Source organism: Sphaerimonospora thailandensis (assembly GCF_016863115.1).
GTDB classification, from domain to species: domain Bacteria; phylum Actinomycetota; class Actinomycetes; order Streptosporangiales; family Streptosporangiaceae; genus Sphaerimonospora; species Sphaerimonospora cavernae.
The window spans coordinates 16,817-35,343 of sequence record NZ_BOOG01000035.1 but is presented as its reverse complement, the minus strand read 5'-3'; the positions used below and the strand labels follow the sequence as shown (position 1 = coordinate 35,343).

The following is an 18,527-nucleotide window of genomic DNA, read 5'->3' as shown; positions in this document are numbered from 1 at the left end:
CGGGTGAACCCTTCTGGGCACATCCCTCAGTCGCGGCGGTGGAGTGCGCGGGTGAGGACGTAGGCCAGATTGACAATGGCCACCACGGCGAAGATGAGGAGCATGGCGGCGGTGCCGCCGCCTGTACCAGCTGTGATCGCGACGAGGGGGATCGACAGGGAGAGGGAGCCGAGGCCGAGTGTCATCTGGGCCCAGTCCAGCGGCGGGCGCCGTACCTTCTGCGCGGCCAGCCGATTGTCGATCACCGCGTTGATCCGGTCGGTGAGCGACTCGGCGAGTTCAAGCTCGTACTGCGGGCCGAGCTCGCGCCGGGCCGCGAAGGCGGCGCCCAACTCGGTGGCTTCCAGCTTCTCGGGCTGCTCGTTCACGGGGGGCATATTCCGATTCTGTCTCGCGATCAACGCGTACGGACCTCCCACCGATCACCTTGGTGAATCTTGCCCAGGGGCGGGTGAGGGGTGGGCGAATGTCGCCAATGAAGGCGTGCCGCGGGCTGGATAGTTTGCCTGATGTGGGCAAACGCGTGCTGATCGCGCTGGGTGGCAACGCCATGACGACCTCCGACGGGAGCGCGGCACCGGCGGATCAGTGGCATGCCGTCCGGCGCGCGATGACCCATGTCGCCGCGCTCATGTCGGCGGGCCACCAGGTCGTGCTCACCCACGGGAACGGTCCCCAGGTCGGCAACCTGATCCTGAAGAACCAGCTCGCCGCTCACACGGTGCCGCCGGTCCCGCTGGACTGGTGCGTGGCGCAGACACAGGGCACGATCGGCAACCTGATCATGAACGCCCTCGAACAGGCGCCGGCGCCCGAGCCGGCCCGGGTCGCCACGGTCGTGACCAGGACCCTGGTCGACGCGGACGACCCCGCGTTCCAGCGTCCGACCAAACCCATCGGGCGGTACTTCGACGAGGACGAGGCCCGGCGTTTCGAGGAGCAGGGGCAGATCTGGCGGCGGTTCGAACGCGGCTGGCGCAGGGTGGTCGCCTCACCGGATCCCGTCGAGGTGCTGGACGCCCCGGCCGCCATCGCGCTGATGGAGCTGGGCTACACGGTCGTCGCCGCCGGTGGCGGGGGAGTGCCGGTGGTCCGCGACCCCGATGGGACGCTGCGCGGCGTCGAGGCCGTGATCGACAAGGATCTCGCCGCCGATGTTCTGGCGCGGGCCGTACGGGCGACCGACCTGGTCATCGCGACAGATGTGCCGCATGCCGTCGTCGGGTTCGGCGGCCCGGACGCCAAGCCCGTCGAGGCGGTGACCGTGCGCGAGTTGCGCGAGTTGCAGGACGCGGGGCACTTCGCGAGCGGCAGCATGGGCCCCAAGGTGGAAGCCGCGCTGCGGTTCGTCGAGCAGGGCGGGGAACGTGCGGTGATCACCTCGCTGGAACACATCGGCGAGGCCCTATCAGGAAATATCGGGACAAGGGTGTCCAGAGGGGTGGAGGAATAGATGCCGGATCCGATCGAGGTACGGAAAGTCGCCATCGAGAGCGTCACCGACGCTTCCGGACTCGCACGACTCATCGACGACGGAGTGATCGAGGCCGACCGGGTGCTGGCGGTGATCGGCAAGACCGAGGGCAACGGCGGCGTCAACGACTACACCCGGATCCTGGCCGACCGCGCCTTCCGCGAGGTTCTCGTGGCCAAGGGCACCCGTACGCCCGAAGAGGCGGCGCAGGTGCCGCTCGTCTGGTCCGGCGGCACCGACGGCGTGCTCAGCCCGCACGCGACGATCTTCGCGACGATCGACCCTGCCCAGGCCGTACAGTCCGACGAGCCGCGACTGAGCGTCGGCGTGGCCATGAGCGAGGTCATCCTGCCCGAGGACATCGGCAGGCCCGCGATGGTGGAGAAGGTCGCCGCCGGAGTGCGGGAGGCCATGAAGATCGCGGGCATCGACGACCCGGCCGACGTGCACTACGTGCAGACCAAGACGCCGCTGCTCACGCTCGCCACCATCACCGACGCGAAGGAGCGCGGCCAGACGGTCGTCACCGAGGACACGCTCAAGTCGATGGACATCTCCAACTCCACCACCGCCCTCGGCATCGCCGTGGCGCTCGGCGAGATCGAGATGCCGACGGCCGAGCAGATCCACAAGGACCTGTCGCTCTTCTCGTCGGTCGCCTCGTGCTCCAGCGGCGTGGAGCTCGACCGCGCGCAGATCGTGGTGGTCGGCAACGTGCGCGGCATCGGCGGGCGGTACCGCGCCGGGCATTCGGTCATGAAGGACGCACTCGACACCGACGGCGTCTGGGCGGCCATCCGCGACGCGGGCATCGAACTGCCCGAGCGGCCGCACCCGAGCGATCTCGGCGGCCGACTGGTCAACCTCTTCCTGAAGTGCGAGGCCGACCCGTCCGGGCGGGTGCGCGGCCGCCGCAACATCATGCTCGACGACTCCGACGTGCACTGGCACCGGCAGATCAAGGCCACCGTCGGCGGTGTCGTGGCGAGCGTGACCGGCGACCCGGCGGTGTTCGTCTCGGTGGCGGCCGTACACCAGGGCCCCTCCGGCGGCGGCCCGGTCATCGCCATCGCCGACCTCTCCTGACGCCGCGACCAGCGTTCGCCGCCTGTCGGAACGAATCGATCACGACGTTAGTGCTGTGAAAACGCCTTTTCCGCAGCACTAACGTCATGGTCGATTACCGGGTGCTCGGGCGATGAGGGGAGTCTCTGTCGATTCATCCTCATATATCCCGTCCTGGCCAAGCGATCGAAATCTTGGACGGTCACCCGTAGTGTGCCGAACATGCGCGACAACGCGGGCGGAGTTGAGCTGCTGCGGCGGCACCTGCCGTCGGGGGGGAATCGCTTCCGGCTCGGTGGTGGCGCCCCGGGCATCGAGCGGCTGGAGGCCGCGCTCGTGGGGGAGGCGTTCTCACCGCACCGGCACGACACCTACGCCGTGGGCATCACGCTGGCGGGTGTCCAGACGTTCCGCTATCGCGGCGAGCGGCGTCACTGCCTGCCCGGAGAATGGCACGTCCTGCACCCCGACGAGCTTCACGACGGCGCCGCAGGCACCGAGGACGGCTTCGGCTACCGGATCATCTATCTGGACCCGGTCCTGGTACGGGACGCCCTCGGCGGCGGGCCGCTGCCCTTCGTGGCCGATCCGGTGATCCACGCGGTGCCGTCGCATCTGGCCGGATTCCTCACCAACATCGACGAGCCGCTCGACGACGTCGAGGCGGCCGAGACGGCGACGGCGATAGCAGATGTGCTGCGTACCCACGCGGCGCCCTCCCGCCGTCGCCCGGTCGCACTGGACATGACGGCCGTGCGGCGCGTCCGCGCCCTGCTGTCTGATGATCCCACCACGCGTCACCGTGCCGAGGAACTCGAGATCGTGGCGGGTCTGGACCGCTGGTCGGTGGCCCGCCAGTTCCGTGCCGCCTTCGGCACGAGCCCCACCCGGTTCCGCACGATGCGACAGCTCGACATGGCTCGACGGCTGATCCGTACCGGCCGGCGGCTGTCCGATGTCGCCGTCATGGCCGGGTTCGCCGACCAGGCCCACCTGACCCGGATGTTCAAGCGGGCATACGGCCTGACCCCCGCGGCCTGGGCAACGGCGGTCGGTACGGCCCATGGCCATCGTCTTATCCGACGATCCTGACTCCATTGGACACAAGAGAGCGTGCCCCTTCGTCAACCCCGCCTCGTCGCGGCTCTTATCATGCGAGTTGAGCCAGGTCCGGTATGGGTATGCGGCCGCTGTCCGCCTGATGTGGTGGCCGCCGGATCGCGCGACGCTGAGGGGGTGGGTGAGGTGGCCGCTCAGCTGCTGCCGCTCGCCGAGTATGAGCGGTTTCGCACGCACGAGATCGATGAGGCCTGCGCGAAAGTCGGGAGTGTGTTCTCTCCTCACAGGCTGCGGCTGGTTGAGCATGGGGCTCGGCTCGACGCCTACATGAACGCGGTGACGTTCGACCGGATCGGCCTGTACTGCATCGGCTACGGGGCGGAGGTACTGATCACGTCAGATACCTCGGACAGCTGTTTCTTCGTCGAGATTCCGCTGGTCGGCATCGCCGAGGTGTCCCGCGACCGGGAGCACATCGTGGCGACCCCGCAGCGCGCCTCCGTGTTGTCGCCGGAGGTGGGTAAATACATGCGCTGGGCGGCTGGGACCTGTCAGCTCGTCACGACGCTGGATCGCTCTGAGCTCGAAGCCCACCTCGGCCGAATGCTCGGGCGGCAGGTGCATCGCCCTCTCGTCTTCTCGCTGGGCATGGACCTGCTCCGGCCTTCCGTGCGTTCCTGGTTGTCGATCGTGGACCTGCTTCGCGGGGAGGCGGAGCGCGGCGGCGGTTTGCTCGCTCAGCCGCTGGCCTTCAAACAGTTGGAAGAGCTGCTGATGACGCAGCTTCTCCTGGCGCAGCCCAGCAATTACACCCCGGCTCTGCTGGGGGAACAGCTACGCGTCGCGCCGCCCACGGTGAAGCGGGCCCTGGACCTGATCGAGGCGCATGCCGCCGAGCCGCTCACGACCGCGGACATCGCCGAGGCCGTCGGAGTGGGCGCCCGCGCGCTCCAGGAGGGGTTCCGCCGCCACCTGAGCGCCACGCCGATGACCTACCTGCGGGACGTGCGCCTGGACCGGGTGCGCGCCGAGCTGACCGTCGGCGCTCCGAGAACCTCCACGGTCACCGACATCGCCTTTCACTGGGGGTTCGTACACCTGGGGCGCTTCTCCCTCGCCTATCGCCAGCGGTTCGGAGAGACCCCATCGGAGACGCTGTACCGTTGACCCGAATCCGGGAAGGACTGCCGGACGACCGTCAGAAGGCCGGCAGTTCCGCCCATCGGATGATCGTGCCGGAAAGGCTGTCGGTGCCGTCCCGGATGGCCAATGCCTTGACGACGGAGTTGGCGCACCCGCGGTCACGCGCGCGCGGAGCGCTGTCCGGCCATGCGGAAGCCAGCCCTGCTCCAGCGTTGGCGACCTCGACGCGCACGACCGTGCGCACACCTTGGCGGTGCAGGCAGAGCCGCAACTCGGCAGGGGGCAGGCCGTACAGAACGGCATTGGTGACCAGCTCAGAGATCACCAGCAGGGCCTCCTGGGCGGCGGCGGCCGGAATCCCCCAGGCTGCGAGCACGTTCTGTGCGCGGCGGCGCACCACCCCCGCTGCCCCAAGCATGTGCGGCACGGGACAGGTGTAGACATTCGCCATCTGCAGCATCGCGGCGACGGCGGCGGAGTCATCGAAGATCTGGTAGGTCATAGTGCTGCGCTCCTCGGTCACCCGGAGACAGGCCTCGCATGGAGAAGGACTGGCGGCCAGCGATTCCTTCGCGCCGTTCGCGCTGTTACCGTTCAACGGATCCGCCGATGCTCGTTTCTCCGTTGTCCTGCGATGCCACTCGGGTTGATTCACGCGGTCTTAAAAACTGTCCGAATTGGAAGATAGCCATTCCCATGGCGATCAGCTATCCTCCCGGCGAGGCTGTTATCCGGATAGCGAACGGCGACTGTCACGTGGGCGGGTGCCGGTGCGTGCCCGCAGCGCGTGGATCACCGCGGCCATGTCCGCACCGGCGTGTCCGAGGTCGAGCGTCTCGGCGAACAGCGCGTGACAGGCGTCCAGCAGCGGGGCGGCGACCCCCCGGCCACGGGCCGCGTCCGCGATCAGCTGGTTGTTCTTCAACACGTCGGCGATCGCGGCCTGCACCTCGAAGTCGCTCCGCACCAGCTTGCGCGCCTTGACCCGCGAGACCGCCGACGCCATGGGGCCCGCGTCGAGGATCCGTTCCAACAGCGTCGCGTCCAGGCCGCTCTCCTCCGCGAAGTGGAAGGCCTCGGCGAGCCCGGTCACCATTGTGATCAAAAACAGGTTGACCGCGAACTTCATGACCAGCGCCGAGGGCACCGCGCCGCAGACGAACACCTCCGCGCACATGGGCGCCAGCAGCGGACGGACCCGCTCGACCGCGCGATCGGCGCCGGCCAGCATCCCGACCAGTTCGCCGGTCTCGGCCGGGCCGCGTGAACCCGACACCGGCGCCTCGACGTAGTCACCGCCGGCCGCCGCGATCTCCGCGGCCAGGTCGAGAGAGTACGACGCGTCGATCGTGCCCATCTGCACGACCGTACGGCCGCGCACCCGGGAGGCGAACTCCGCGGACCCGCGGCCCAAGATGGCGTCGATCGCCGTCTCGTCGGCCGGCATCAGCAGCACCACCTCGGAGCGCTCGAACACCTCGCCGGGGCCGTCAGCGCGCCGGGCCCCCGCGGCGACCACCGGGTCGCAGCGTGACGCCGTACGGTTCCACACGATCAGCGGAACGCCCGCCCGGACCAGGTTCAGGGCCATCGGTCGGCCCATCACTCCCAGCCCGATGAACCCCACCATGTCCATGCGCCGCCCACCTCCAGCGAAGCCGATGCGTCGACCCGGTTGTACGCGGCGCGGACGGCGCCTGTCTTGAACGTTCGTGCACGGGTGCGGCGAGGGGGGTGCGGGGGGGCGGCACTAGGATTGGCAGGCGTGCCAGTGATTCCGCAGCCCATGCGCCCAGACGACGACGGCGGCGCCGACGAGGCGGTCGCCTCGGCGCTGACCGGGTTCCAGGCCGGTACGGCTACGGCCGCCGACGTGCTGGCCGCCCTCGCCGAGACCAGGCTGCTGGTGCCGGTGGTCGCCCTGCTGACCGAGTCGGAGGTGGGGGAACACGGCCTGCGCCAGGAGAAGGAGAGCGAGATGGCGCTCCCCAAGCTGGTCGGCAGGGACGGCAGGGAGGCGGTGCTGGCGTTCACCGGGGTCGATCCGATGAAGAAGTGGCGGCCGGACGCACGCCCGGTGCAGGCCACGGCGCCCCAGGTCTGTCAGGCCGCACGACATGAGGAGGCCGCGGCCGTGGTCGTCGACGTCGCGGGCCCGATCCCGTTCGTGATCGAGGGCGGCATGCTGCGGGCGCTTTCGCTCGTCGAGGAGGCCAGACGCGATCCCGCCGCGCTCGACCGGCTCGCCCATGCCGTACCGGGTGCGACCGTCGCCAGGATCGAGGCGGGCGGCACTGTCGAACGTTCCAAGAGACGCTGGTGGGGCGGGTGGGGCCGCCGCTAGTGTCGGCGGCGTGACTCCCCTTGTCGTCGCGGGTGTCTCGGCGTTGGGACTGGTCGCCGGGGCGTACGTCCGTGCTTTCGCAGCCGGGTTCGGCCCGGCCGGTCATCCCGGGGAGCTCCGGGAGGCCTTCGACACGGCCGTGCGAACCGCGCCGGTGCCCCGAAGGCCGTACGTGGTGGAGGCCGCCACGGCGGTGGCGGCCGCCCTGGTCGCCTGGCGGGTCCCGGGCGCGGGCGGCTGGGTCACGGCGGCCTGGCTGTACGCGGCCGTCGTGGGCGTCACGCTCGCCGTGATCGACTGGCGGACCTGGCGGTTGCCGGATGTGATCACACTGCCGTCCTATCCGGTGCTGCTGGCCCTGCTCGCGCCGTCAGGAAGATGGTTCGACGCGATCTCGGCGGGGGGCGTGCTCGTCTCGTTCTACACGGTGATGTGGTTCGGACGTCCCACCGGCATCGGTCTCGGCGACGTCAAGCTGGCCGGGCTGATCGGCCTGCTGACCGGTGCGCTCGGCGTGCGGACGGCGGTCGCGGCGGGGATGGGCGGCTTCCTTCTGGGCGCCCTCTACGCGGTGGGGCTGCTGGTCACCAGGCGGGGGACGCGCAAGACCGAGTTCCCGTTCGGGCCGTTCATGCTCGTGGCCGCACTCGCGGCGGCGGCCCTGCCCCTCGAATGAAGCGGGGCCGGCGGCGTTGGTCCACAACCACTGTGTCTGGTGACGGCGCAGTCGGGCGCTCATGGAAGACTTGTCACCATGTTGCGCTGGTTGACCGCCGGGGAATCCCACGGCCCCGAACTTCTCGCGATCCTGGAAGGCCTGCCCGCGGGCGTGGAGGTGACGACCGCCCAGATCGATGAGGCGCTGCGCCGACGGCGGCTCGGCTACGGCCGGGGCGCGCGGATGAAGTTCGAGCAGGACGTCGTGACGATCTCCGGAGGCGTACGGCACGGCCGCACGCTCGGCTCGCCGGTGGCCCTCCGTGTCGGCAACACCGAGTGGCCGAAGTGGGAGACCGTGATGGCGGCCGACCCGGTGGACCCCGCCGTCCTGGAGGGGCAGGCGCGCAACGCGCCGCGGTCGCGCCCCCGGCCCGGTCATGCCGATCTGGCCGGCATGCAGAAGTACGGCTTCGACGACGCCAGGCCGGTCCTCGATCGGGCCAGCGCCCGGGAGACCGCGGCCCGGGTGGCGCTCGGCCAGGTCGCGCGGGCCTTCCTCAAGCAGGCCATCGGCGTCGACATCGTCAGCCACGTCGTGTCCATCGGACAGGCGAGCGCCCCGCCCGACGTGCTTCCCGGCCCCGACGACATGGCCGCGGTGGACGCCGACCCGGTGCGCTGCCTGGATCCGGGCGCGAGCGCCGCGATGGTCGCCGAGATCGACAAGGCGCACAAGGACGGCGACACGCTGGGCGGGGTGGTCGAGGTCATCGCGTACGGCCTGCCGCCGGGCCTGGGCAGCTACACCCATTGGGACAGGCGGCTCGACGCCCGCCTGGCCGCGGCGTTGATGGGCGTCCAGGCGATCAAGGGGGTGGCGGTCGGCGACGGGTTCGAGACCGCGCGCCGCCCCGGCTCGCGTGCCCACGACGAGATCGAGAACACCGCGGAGGGTGTGCGCCGGATCACCAACCGGGCCGGCGGGATCGAGGGCGGCATGACCAATGGCGAGCCGCTTCGGGTCAGCGCCGCGATGAAGCCGATCTCAACCGTGCCCCGCGCACTGGCGACGGTCGACGTGCTGACCGGGGAGCCGGCCAAGGCGCACCATGAGCGGTCCGACGTCTGCGCGGTGCCGGCCGCCGGGATCGTCGCCGAGGCGATGGTGGCGCTGGTGCTGGCCGACGCCGCGGTCGAGAAGTTCGGCGGCGACTCCGTCGAGGAGGTCGCGCGCAACCTCGCGGGGTACCTGTCATCCCTGGTGATCAAATAACACAATAAGGTCCTGATCATGAATTCACTCGTGGTTCTCATCGGCCCGCCGGGCTCGGGGAAATCCACGGTCGGGCGGCTTCTCGCCGACCGCCTCGGTGTGCCGTTCCGCGACACCGACAGCGATGTCGAGGCCGTCGCGGGCAAGTCGGTGAGCGACATCTTCGTCGAGGACGGCGAGGCCCGGTTCCGTGAGTTGGAGGCGGCAGCCGTACGGGAGGCCGTGCACGGCCATCAGGGCGTGCTGTCGCTGGGCGGCGGGGCGATCCTGCATGAGCCGACCCAGGAGCTGCTCGCCGGCCGCCGTGTCGTCTACCTGCGGGTGGGCCTCGATCAGGCGGTCAGGCGGGTGGGCCTCGCCTCCGCCAGGCCGCTGCTGGTGCTCAACCCGCGCAGCCGGCTCAGGAAGCTGATGGAGGAGCGCCGCCCGATCTACGAGAGCCTCGCCGCGATCACGGTCGCCACCGACGAACGCGACCCCGAGGACGTGGCCGCGCAGATCGCGGCCGAGATCGCCTCTGAGGAGAGCGCCGGCAAGCACGCCGAGACGGGCTCCGAGAAGACCGCCGGCGAAACGGGGGAGCAGTGAGCACGACGCGGATCACCGTGCGGGGCGACAACCCCTACGACGTCGTGGTCGGCGCCGGCGTGCTGGGCGAGCTGCCCGGCCTGCTGGGCGACGGGGTGCGGACCGTGGCGGTGATCCACCCGGCCGGGCTGCCGGAGATCGCTCGCCCGGTCTGCGGCGCGATCGAGGCGGCAGGGTATGAGGTGGTCCCGCTGCCGGTGCCGGACGGCGAGGCGGCCAAGAGCGCCGAGGTCGCCGCCGGGCTGTGGTCCGCGCTCGGGCGGTACGGCGTGACCAGGTCCGACGCGGTCGTCGGCGTCGGTGGGGGAGCGACCACCGACCTCGCCGGGTTCGTGGCCGCGACCTGGCTGCGCGGCGTGCGGGTGGTGCAGGTCCCGACCACGCTGCTGGCCATGGTGGACGCCGCGGTCGGCGGCAAGACCGGCATCAACACGCCCGAGGGCAAGAACCTCGTCGGCTCCTTCCACCCGCCGGTGGGCGTGCTGTGCGATCTGGCCACGCTGGTGAGCGTGCCGCGCCAGGACTACGTCGCCGGTCTCGCCGAGATCATCAAGGGCGGGTTCATCGCCGATCCGGCGATCCTCACGCTGGTCGAGGCCGACCCGGCCGGCGCCTGCACCCCGGAGGGCGAGCACACCCGGGAGCTCATCGAACGGAAGATCCAGGTCAAGGCCGACGTCGTCGGCGCCGACCTGCGTGAGAGCGGCCTGCGGGAGATCCTCAACTACGGGCACACGCTGGCCCATGCCATCGAACGGGTGGAGGACTACCGCATCAGGCACGGTGAGGCCGTCGCCATCGGCCTCGTCTACGCCGCCGAACTGTCCCGGCTGGACGGCAGGATCGGCCAGGACGTGGTCGACCGCACCCGCTCGATCCTGGAGTCCGTCGGGCTGCCCACGTCGTACCGGCGGGACGCGTGGCCGCACCTGCGTGATCACATGCGAGTGGACAAGAAGGCACGCGGCGCGAAGCTGCGGTTCATCGTGCTCGACGGGATCGCCCAGGTCTCCCGCCTGGAGGACCCGGCCGAGGAACTGCTGGAGGCCGCCTACGGGGAGGTGGCACGGTGAGGCAGGTGCTCGTGCTGAACGGCCCCAACCTGGGCCGGCTCGGCAGCCGGGAGCCCGACGTGTACGGCGCGCAGACCTTCGAGGATCTGGCGGCCCTGTGCCGGGAGACCGGCCGCGAGCTGGGTCTTTCTGTGGAGGTGCGGCAGACCGACGACGAGGCCGAGATGGTGTCGTGGATCCACGAGGCGGCCGACAGCCGCACGCCCGTCGTGCTCAATCCGGCCGCGTTCACGCACTACTCCTATGCCCTGCGTGACGCGATCGCGCAGCGTACGGCGCCGCTGGTCGAGGTGCACATCTCCAACCCGAACGCCCGGGAGGAGTTCCGCCACACCTCGGTGGTGGCGGCGGTGGCGACCGGCACGATCGCCGGTTTCGGCATGCGCTCCTATGAGCTCGCGCTGCGCGCGATCGCGGATACTGAGGAGTAACGTAACGGCAAAAAGACGTTCAGGGCGGGATCGATGGGTTACAGGTCGTACGTGGCGGTCGGCGACAGCTTCACCGAGGGGCTGAACGACCCCGATCCCGCCGGGACGACGGGATTTCGAGGCTGGGCCGACCGGGTGGCCGAGCGGTTGGCTCAGCTCGAGCCCGGCTTCCGGTACGCGAATCTGGCGGTGCGCGGCAAGCTGATCGACCAGATCATCGAGGATCAGGTGCCCAGGGCCGTCGAGCTGAGGCCGGATCTGGTCAGCCTGTGCGCGGGCGGCAACGATCTGCTCCGGCCGGGCAGCGACCCCGACCGGATGGCCAAGAAGTTGGCGGCCGCCGTACGCGACCTGCGTGCCACCGGCGCCGAGGTGGTGCTGTTCACCGGCGTCGACCCGCGCGACATACCGATCATGCGCCGGGTGCGCGGCAAGTTCGCCGTCTTCTACCTGCACGTCCGCTCGATCTCGGACCTGTACGGCTGCCGCCTGATCGACCAGTGGTCGATGCAGGGCCTGCGGGACTGGCGGGCGTGGAGCGAGGACCGGCTGCACATGAACGCCGAGGGCCACCGCCTGGTCGCGGCGAAGGTGCTCGACGTTCTGGGCGTGCCGATCGACGACGACTGGCGCAAGACGTGGCCGCCGCGCGAGTGGGCGGACCCCCGGGCCAGGCGCCGGGAGGACGCGCGCTGGCTCAGGGAGCACCTCAGCCCGTGGATCGGCCGCCGGCTTCGCGGCAGGTCCTCCGGCGACGGCCTCGACCCCAAGCGCCCCGATCTCACCCCCCTCCCCCCACCCTCCGCGTGATCTTGCATCTGGTCCTGCGGCACCGGCACGATCTCCATCGGCGACCCGGTCACGCCCCTGCGGCGGCGCTGAGCCGAACCAGGGCGTCGCGGACCTTGGCCGGGTCGGTGGTGCGCCAGAACGGCGGGAGCGAGCTCAGCAGGAACCCGCTGTATCGCGCGGTCGCCAGCCTCGGATCGAGTACGGCGACGACCCCCCGGTCGTCCATCGAGCGAAGCAGCCGGCCTGTCCCCTGGGCCAGGAGCAGCGCGGCGTGGGTGGCCGCGACGGTCATGAAGCCGTTGCCCCCCTTCGCGGCGACGTGCCGTTGCCGGGCGGAGGTGAGTGGGTCGTCGGGCCGGGGGAAAGGGACCCGGTCGATGACGACGAGGGAGAGCGACGGCCCCGGCACGTCGACGCCCTGCCACAGCGAGAGCGTGCCGAACAGGCAGGTCGCCGGGTCGGCCGCGAACTGTTTGACGAGCTGTGATGTCGAGTCGTCGCCCTGGCACAGCAACGGCACCTCCAGCCGCTCGCGCAGGGCCTCGGTGGCGGCCTTGGCCGCCCGCATGGAGGAGAACAGCCCGAGCGTCCGACCTCCTGCCGCCTCGATCAGTTCGATGATCTCGGTCAGGTACGCCTCCGGGAGCCCGTCGCGGCCCGGCTGCGGGAGGTGCGTGGCGACGTAGAGGATGCCCCGGCGCGGGTGATCGAACGGTGAGCCGACGTCGAGGCCGGTCCAGTCGTCGGCGCCGAGGCCCCACTGGCGGGCCAGCCCGTCGAACGTGCCGCCGAGCGCAAGCGTCGCACTCGTCAGAACGACCGTCCGCTCGCCGAAGAGCTTGTCGCGCAGCATGCCGCCGACCGACAGCGGCGCCACGCGCAGGGTCGGCGGGACGCGGCCACGCCCGTGCTCGTGCGCAGGATCGAGCCAGACGACCTCGGCCCGGTCGATCTCCGACACGCTCCCCCCGGAGTCACCGTCGGAACCGCCGCCGGAATCACTCGTCGAGCCGCCCTCCGGCGGCGGACCGAACGCGTCGAGCATCCGCTGCGCGGTGTCGTGGATCTCGTCGAGCATGCTGAAGGCGGCCTTGCGTGCCGCCGCGTCCTGGTCCTCCTTACCTCGCGGACCCAGGGCCGTACGGCAGGCGGACGCCGCGTCGCGCACCAGCGCGAGTGTCGCGCCCAGCGACCGGGGCAGGTCGTCGATCCGACCGGGCGGGGCCACGGCGAGCAGGGCGCGCAGGTCCTCGCCCGCCTCCTGAAGGCGGTCGGCCAACCCCTGTTCGATCAGCCTGCCCACCCGGCGGGCGGCCAGGGCCACGCTGTTCTCCGACAGCTCACCGGTGACGACCGAGGTCACCCGGTCGACGAGCTCGTGCGCCTCGTCCACCACCACCACATCGTGGTCGGGCAGGACCGCGAACTCCTCCATGGCGTCGATGGCCAGCAGCGCGTGGTTGGTCACCACGACATCGGCCTCTCCCGCGCGCTCGCGTGCCAACTCGGCGAAGCACTCGGCGCCGCTGGGGCAGCGCGCCGCGCCCAGACACTCCCTGGCGCTCACCGAGAACTGCCGCCACGCCTGGTCGCTCACCCCGGGCACCAGTTCGTCACGGTCGCCGGTCTCGGTCTCGTTCGCCCAGTCCAGGATGCGCTGCACCATCCGACCGGTCGCGCTGACCTCGCGCGGGTCGAAGAGCTGCTCCTCCTCGTCGTCCGGGATGTCGGCGCCCATCTTGTACCGGCACAGGTAGTTGCGGCGGCCCTTGAGAATGGCGAACTCCGGCCGGTGCGGCAGGTGGCCCTCCAGCGCGTCGGCGAGCCTGGGCAGGTCGCGGTCCACCAACTGGCGCTGCAGAGCGATCGTCGCGGTCGAGACCACGACCGCATCGCCCGTCTCGGCGGAGTGCCGGATCGCGGGCACCAGGTAGGCCAGCGACTTGCCGGTGCCGGTGCCGGCCTGCACCGCGAGGTGCTCGCCGTCCTCCACCGCCTGCTGAACGGCCTGGGCCATCTTGACCTGTCCGGGACGCTCGGCCCCCCCGAGCGCCTTCACAGCGACGGTGAGCAACTCTTCGACGGGCGGCAGGTCTTTGGGCACGGGAAGAACCGTACCCGCTGCCACCGACATTCGTTGCGTGACCGCTTGGGCACATCCTGACGTTCCAGAAACTCGACGCCGATCGGCATGGCACACTGAATCCGCACGCTTTCGAGATCAGTGGTGATCTACAGAGGTCGAGTGGACGGATAAGGCCAGGTAAAGGCACTATGTCTGCCATGTCAGAAGTTGTCCCGCTGCCATCGTTCGGTGAGGTGTTCTTCGACGCCCGAGGTCAGGACCGCGTGCTCCGGGTCACCTGGCATGAAGGCACGCTGGTGCTGAGCCTGTGGCGAGGCGAGATGTGCACCGCGAGTTTCCGGATGCCGATGGCCGAAGTGGACCGTCTGATCGACACCCTCGACGAGGGGCTCGCCGAGGTCGACGGCCACGACGACGAGGGCGCCGATGATCCGGCGACCGGACCGTTCCCGGGCCCCCAAAACCCGGAGGCCCAAATCCCGGGCCCCCAAAACCCGGACGTCCAGATCCCGAACGCCCAGATCCCGGACGGACCGGCCCCTGCGGGCCCAGAGGGATACGCGCCGCCGCACGAGGGTTTTCCGGATCAGGGTTTTCAGGATCAGGGCTACCAGGATCAGGGCGCCTACCGAGACCAGAGTTATCAGGATCACGGGACGTACCAGGATCAGACCGCCGCCTACCACGATCAAACCGCCTATCAGAGCCAGGCGGCGTACCAGGATCAGGGCTACCGGGAACAGGTCGCCTACCGGGACCAGGGTTACCAGGATCAGGGCTACCAAGATCAGACTTACCAGGATCAGGGGTACCAGGAGCAGGTCGCCTACCGGGACCAGGGTTACCAGGAGCAGGGTTACCAGGACAACACGCCCTATCAGCAGGACCAGGCTCCGTACCAGGACTATCCCGACTACCCGGGCACAGGACAGTACGCCCGGCCGCCGATTCCCCCACCCGTCTCCAACGACGTGCTCGTCGCCCGCGGGGCCTCCGCTCCGGATCGCCTGGTCGCCGCCCCCTCGCCCGAGCCCGACGTGGACCCCGATGATCCCCTCGGTCTCGGCGTGGCCCGGCCGTACGTCCCGGATCCGATGTACGTCACCGGCGAGCGCCTGCGCCCGGACGATCAGCAACTCGGCCGGCGACACGAGGACGATTGGGGACGCTGACGTCCTAACCCCGGTAAATCCAGGGGAAATACAGCGGAACTAGCCTGATTGCCATGGAAGGGAACGAACCCGATCCGCGGTTCACGCTGGCCAACGAACGCACGTTTCTCACCTGGCTCAGCACCTCGCTCGCTCTGAGCGCGGGGGGCATCGGCCTGGCGGTGGCGCCGGCGGACGTCTTCGGATCGTGGGTGCGCACGCCGCTGGCCGTCGTGCTGGTGCTGCTGGCCGCCGTGGCGGCCGGCTCCGCCTATCCGCGGTGGCGGCGAATCCAGGTGGCGCTGCGCCGGGACGAGCCGCTCCCGCCGCCCGCGCTCGCCCCCCTCCTGGGGTACGGCGTGGCGGCCGTGGCGGTGCTGGCGCTCGTGTTCGTCCTCGTGAACAGGTGACTCGACCGTGGCGGACAAGGGCCTGCAGAGTGAGCGCACCCGGCTGGCCTGGGTCCGCACGGCGGCGCTGCTGGCCGCCGGTGCGCTGGGTTCGGCGGGGGTGGCGCTGCGCCACGAGGCCCCTGCCTGGATCGTGGCGCCCTTCGCGCTGGCCGCGCTCAGCGGCGCGGTGCTGCTGGTCCGCACGGGAGTCCGGTTCCGGCGGGTGGAGCGGGCGATGCGCGAGGGTCACCCCCTCGACGTCACCGCGGATGCCCGGCTGGCCTGGCTGGGCACGCTGGCCGTGGTCGCCGGCGCACTGGCCGTGGTGATCGCCGCGGCGGCCTGAGCCGTACCGATCACGACCTAGTTTCCCTGGGCCGCGTCGATGGTCTCGGCGACCTCCGCGTGGCGTTCGGCCTCCTCGACGGCGAAGCGCTCCGCGTCCAGCTTGTCGGCGATGTCCTCGTCCTGTTTCATCAGCGCGTCGAGGCTCTGCCCGGCCATCTCCAGCACGCCCATGTCGGCGTAGGCCTGCTGCAGGCGGGGGCTCCACAGTCCGATGTCCTTCACGCACGGCACGATGCGGCTGAACAGCAGCGACCGGAACAGTCGCAGATATTCGGACTGGTCGACGTACCGCATGGCCTCGGAGACCTCCTGCTTGGACAGGCCGAGGTTCTCCCACGTCTCCTGGCCGCGCAGGCGGTCCCGCATGAGGTGGCAGCCCTCGATGACGAAGTCCTCACGCTCGCGCAGCTCGGCCTCCGACAGGCTGCGGTAATAGTCGCGCAGGGCCATCCGGCCGAAGGCGACATGCCGGGCCTCGTCCTGCATCACGTACGCCAGAATCTGCTTGGGCAGCGGCTTGGTGGTGATGTCGCGCATCACGCCGAAGGCGGCCAGCGCCAGCCCCTCGATCAGCACCTGCATGCCGAGGTAGGGCATGTCCCACCGGGAGTCGCTGAGCGTGCTGTCCAGCAGTGCCTTCAGATGCTTGTTGATCGGGTAGGCGAGCCCGACCTTCTCCTGCAGGAACCGGGCATAGGTCTCGGCGTGCCGCGCCTCGTCCATCGTCTGAGTGGCGGCGTAGAACTTGGAGTCCAGATCGGGTACCGACTCGACGATCCGGGCCGAGCAGATCATCGCCCCCTGCTCGCCGTGCAGGAACTGGGAGAACTGCCAGACCGCGCCGTGTCTGCGCACCTCCCGGCGCTGCTTTTCGTCCATCCGCTCCCACAGCGGGGTGCCGTAGATCGCGATCGTCTGGTCGGGAATGCCGAGGATGTCGTACGGATCGACCTCGAGGTCCCAGTCAATCCGTTTGACCGAGTCCCACTGCTTGTCCTTGCCCTTCTGGTAGAGGGCGAGCATGCGATCGCGACCCTCGTCGTACTCCCAGGTGAAGCGGGCGGCGCCGGCCATCTCCACGTCCCAGGTGGAGAGCTCGGCGGGGATGGTGTAGAGCTCGTGGGTCGACACGGGAGCCTCCTTGACGTACACCGTACGTGTACTTGTGAGCGTGTCACGTACGCTGTACGTACGTCAACGGTGCGGGAGGATCTGGTCATGCTCAGCCGGGACAGGATCGTCGCCGCCGCCATCGCCGTCATCGAGCGCGAGGGCGCCGACGCGGTGTCCATGCGCCGGATCGCCGCGGAGCTGGGTGTCGGGGTGATGTCCCTGTACAACCACGTCCCGAACAAGTCGGCGCTGCTCGACGCGGTGGCCGAGACCGTGCTGTCGCAGATCGAGTTCACCGACGACCCGGCGGCGCACTGGACGCAGCGGGTCCGCATGCAGGCCAGGGCGTTCCGGCAGATCGCCCACCACTTTCCACGCTGCACCATGGTCGTGGTGAGCCGGCAGCTCAGGTCGACGGCCGGGCTGCTGCCGGTCGAACGCGCCCTGGCCACCCTGCGTGACGCCGGTTTCGACGGCAGGGAGGCGGTCCAGATGCTGCGGGTGTTCATCGCCTACATCGTCGGCTCCCTGCTCCGGGAGGTGGGGGTGACCCCGACGTTCGCGCCGGTGCGGCCCGACATCGCGGTGGCGGAGGTGGACCCGGCGCTGTTCCCCATGGTGAGCGCGTTCGCGCCGGATCTGATGGCCTGCGACCACGAGGAGGAGTTCGACTTCGGCCTGGAGTTGCTCGTCCAGACGATGGCCGTACGGGCGGAGCAGGCCGCCGGGCACGAGGGATAGCGGTGGTGTCGGCCGCCCCCGGGGAGTCGAGAAGGGGCCGTCAATACCAGTTGTGGGACCGGAAGTGGCCCCAGGCGCCGCACGGCGAGCCGTACCGGGCTTCGATATAACTCAGCCCCCATTTGATCTGGGTCCGCGGATTGATCCGCCAGTCGCTCGCGGCCGAGCGCATCTTTCTGCCGGGCAGCGCCTGGGGGATCCCGTAAGCGCCCGAGCCCGCGTTGTGAGCTCGATGGTCCCAGTTGCTCTCCCTGGTCCAGAGGCTGTCCAGGCACTGGAACTGGTCGCCTGACCAGGAGCGCCGGGTCACGAGCCGGAAGGCGAAGGCCTTGCTGCGCTCCTTGGTGTCAGCCCGGCGGGCCTTCCGGGTGTCCGCCTTGGCCTGGGTCCGCCACACTCCCAGGTGAGTGGCCGAGGGCGGATGGGTCCCCGGGGGGACCCCTTCCCGGGCCCATGCCGGCGGGCAGTTGGCGAAGCCGGTGACGGCGAAGGCGATAACGGCGGTGGCCGCGGCATGTCGCGCGCTTCTGTAGCTGTCCAAATCGGTCCTTGTCGTCGGGTCGCGTGCGGAGGGCGGGCGGCGGCAGACACCGTGCCCGCCGTGCCGTACCGCGCCCATGAGTGAGCGCGGCCGTCCGCTCGGCCTGCACCGGATCCGGTTTCCCGGTGGGCGCCGCGACGGGTCCTCAGCGGGATTGAAATACGCGCATGCGGCCGTAGGCCCCCGACGCCGGTCCGTGCTGGGTGATTCTTTGCCGATCCAGCCCCCTTCGCCGACTCTCGTGCGGGGCGCG

At 70.2% G+C, this 18,527-nt stretch carries 21 protein-coding genes; 15 read left to right on the top strand and 6 right to left on the bottom strand.

Features of this window, described 5'->3' with window-relative positions; translation table 11 throughout:
- Positions 1-26 precede the first annotated feature (26 nt).
- Positions 27-368: a hypothetical protein gene (locus Mth01_RS18540; RefSeq protein WP_204017146.1), complete on the bottom strand. Its 342-nt coding sequence runs from the start codon at positions 366-368 to the stop codon at positions 27-29.
- A gap of 143 nt (positions 369-511) precedes the next feature.
- Here Mth01_RS18540 and Mth01_RS18535 point away from each other — a divergent pair, with 143 nt between their 5' ends.
- From Mth01_RS18535 to Mth01_RS18520, 4 genes are all read left to right on the top strand, one after another.
- Positions 512-1,453, top strand: coding sequence for a carbamate kinase (locus Mth01_RS18535; RefSeq protein WP_239089793.1), 942 nt, complete (start codon positions 512-514; stop codon positions 1,451-1,453).
- Positions 1,454-2,560 (top strand): barbiturase, encoded by a 1,107-nt coding sequence (gene bar, locus Mth01_RS18530; RefSeq protein WP_204017145.1) that lies wholly within the window; start codon positions 1,454-1,456, stop codon positions 2,558-2,560.
- Between the two features lie 201 nt (positions 2,561-2,761).
- On the top strand, positions 2,762-3,631 hold the full coding sequence (locus Mth01_RS18525) for an AraC family transcriptional regulator (protein WP_204017144.1): 870 nt from the start codon (positions 2,762-2,764) through the stop codon (positions 3,629-3,631).
- A gap of 153 nt (positions 3,632-3,784) precedes the next feature.
- Positions 3,785-4,765, top strand: coding sequence for an AraC family transcriptional regulator (locus Mth01_RS18520; protein ID WP_204017143.1), 981 nt, complete (start codon positions 3,785-3,787; stop codon positions 4,763-4,765).
- A 31-nt stretch (positions 4,766-4,796) separates the two neighbouring features.
- Here Mth01_RS18520 and Mth01_RS18515 read toward each other — a convergent pair whose 3' ends face one another.
- Both Mth01_RS18515 and Mth01_RS18510 read right to left on the bottom strand, forming a co-directional pair.
- Positions 4,797-5,243: an ATP-binding protein gene (locus tag Mth01_RS18515; RefSeq protein ID WP_204017142.1), complete on the bottom strand. Its 447-nt coding sequence runs from the start codon at positions 5,241-5,243 to the stop codon at positions 4,797-4,799.
- A 225-nt stretch (positions 5,244-5,468) separates the two neighbouring features.
- Complete coding sequence (locus tag Mth01_RS18510) at positions 5,469-6,377, bottom strand: NAD(P)-dependent oxidoreductase (protein WP_239089792.1); 909 nt, start codon at positions 6,375-6,377, stop codon at positions 5,469-5,471.
- Between the two features lie 129 nt (positions 6,378-6,506).
- Between Mth01_RS18510 and Mth01_RS18505 the strand changes: the two genes are divergently transcribed.
- From Mth01_RS18505 to Mth01_RS18475, 7 genes are all read left to right on the top strand, one after another.
- Positions 6,507-7,085 carry an SseB family protein gene (locus Mth01_RS18505; RefSeq protein WP_204017141.1) on the top strand — a complete coding sequence of 193 codons (579 nt, stop codon included), beginning with the start codon at positions 6,507-6,509 and terminating at the stop codon, positions 7,083-7,085.
- A gap of 10 nt (positions 7,086-7,095) precedes the next feature.
- Positions 7,096-7,761, top strand: a complete 666-nt coding sequence (locus Mth01_RS18500) for a prepilin peptidase (RefSeq protein WP_204017140.1) — start codon at positions 7,096-7,098, stop codon at positions 7,759-7,761.
- 78 nt (positions 7,762-7,839) lie between these two features.
- The gene (gene aroC / locus Mth01_RS18495; RefSeq protein ID WP_204017139.1) at positions 7,840-9,018 is read left to right on the top strand and encodes a chorismate synthase; all 1,179 of its coding nucleotides are present in this window, start codon (positions 7,840-7,842) and stop codon (positions 9,016-9,018) included.
- 18 nt (positions 9,019-9,036) lie between these two features.
- On the top strand, positions 9,037-9,606 hold the full coding sequence (locus Mth01_RS18490; RefSeq protein ID WP_204017138.1) for a shikimate kinase: 570 nt from the start codon (positions 9,037-9,039) through the stop codon (positions 9,604-9,606).
- Positions 9,603-10,679, top strand: coding sequence for a 3-dehydroquinate synthase (gene aroB, locus Mth01_RS18485; RefSeq protein ID WP_204017137.1), 1,077 nt, complete (start codon positions 9,603-9,605; stop codon positions 10,677-10,679). The genes Mth01_RS18490 and aroB overlap by 4 nt, the downstream gene beginning before the upstream one ends.
- On the top strand, positions 10,676-11,110 hold the full coding sequence (aroQ, locus tag Mth01_RS18480) for a type II 3-dehydroquinate dehydratase (RefSeq protein ID WP_204017136.1): 435 nt from the start codon (positions 10,676-10,678) through the stop codon (positions 11,108-11,110). Before aroB ends, aroQ begins: the two co-directional genes overlap by 4 nt.
- Positions 11,111-11,143: 33 nt before the next feature.
- Positions 11,144-11,920 (top strand): SGNH/GDSL hydrolase family protein, encoded by a 777-nt coding sequence (locus Mth01_RS18475; protein WP_204017135.1) that lies wholly within the window; start codon positions 11,144-11,146, stop codon positions 11,918-11,920.
- A 49-nt stretch (positions 11,921-11,969) separates the two neighbouring features.
- Here the strand turns inward: Mth01_RS18475 and Mth01_RS18470 are convergent, their stop codons facing one another.
- Positions 11,970-14,036 carry an ATP-dependent DNA helicase gene (locus tag Mth01_RS18470; RefSeq protein WP_204017134.1) on the bottom strand — a complete coding sequence of 689 codons (2,067 nt, stop codon included), beginning with the start codon at positions 14,034-14,036 and terminating at the stop codon, positions 11,970-11,972.
- Positions 14,037-14,185: 149 nt separating this feature from the next.
- Between Mth01_RS18470 and Mth01_RS18465 the strand changes: the two genes are divergently transcribed.
- Genes Mth01_RS18465 through Mth01_RS18455 form a run of 3 tightly spaced genes read left to right on the top strand, consistent with a single transcriptional unit; the run spans position 14,186 to position 15,877 of the window.
- Positions 14,186-15,160 (top strand): hypothetical protein, encoded by a 975-nt coding sequence (locus tag Mth01_RS18465; RefSeq protein WP_204017133.1) that lies wholly within the window; start codon positions 14,186-14,188, stop codon positions 15,158-15,160.
- A gap of 53 nt (positions 15,161-15,213) precedes the next feature.
- On the top strand, positions 15,214-15,549 hold the full coding sequence (locus Mth01_RS18460) for a YidH family protein (RefSeq protein WP_204017132.1): 336 nt from the start codon (positions 15,214-15,216) through the stop codon (positions 15,547-15,549).
- 7 nt (positions 15,550-15,556) lie between these two features.
- Positions 15,557-15,877 carry a DUF202 domain-containing protein gene (locus Mth01_RS18455; RefSeq protein ID WP_204017131.1) on the top strand — a complete coding sequence of 107 codons (321 nt, stop codon included), beginning with the start codon at positions 15,557-15,559 and terminating at the stop codon, positions 15,875-15,877.
- Positions 15,878-15,894: 17 nt separating this feature from the next.
- On the opposite strand, the gene Mth01_RS18450 is transcribed toward Mth01_RS18455, so the two are convergent.
- The gene (locus Mth01_RS18450; protein ID WP_204017130.1) at positions 15,895-17,010 is read right to left on the bottom strand and encodes a ferritin-like domain-containing protein; all 1,116 of its coding nucleotides are present in this window, start codon (positions 17,008-17,010) and stop codon (positions 15,895-15,897) included.
- Between the two features lie 87 nt (positions 17,011-17,097).
- On the opposite strand from Mth01_RS18450, the gene Mth01_RS18445 reads away from it, so the two are divergent.
- Positions 17,098-17,733, top strand: a complete 636-nt coding sequence (locus tag Mth01_RS18445) for a TetR/AcrR family transcriptional regulator C-terminal domain-containing protein (RefSeq protein WP_204017129.1) — start codon at positions 17,098-17,100, stop codon at positions 17,731-17,733.
- A 40-nt stretch (positions 17,734-17,773) separates the two neighbouring features.
- Here the strand turns inward: Mth01_RS18445 and Mth01_RS30290 are convergent, their stop codons facing one another.
- A complete protein-coding gene (locus tag Mth01_RS30290; protein ID WP_204017128.1) occupies positions 17,774-18,274 on the bottom strand; it encodes an aggregation-promoting factor C-terminal-like domain-containing protein in 501 nt (166 codons plus the stop codon).
- Positions 18,275-18,527: the final 253 nt, after the last annotated feature.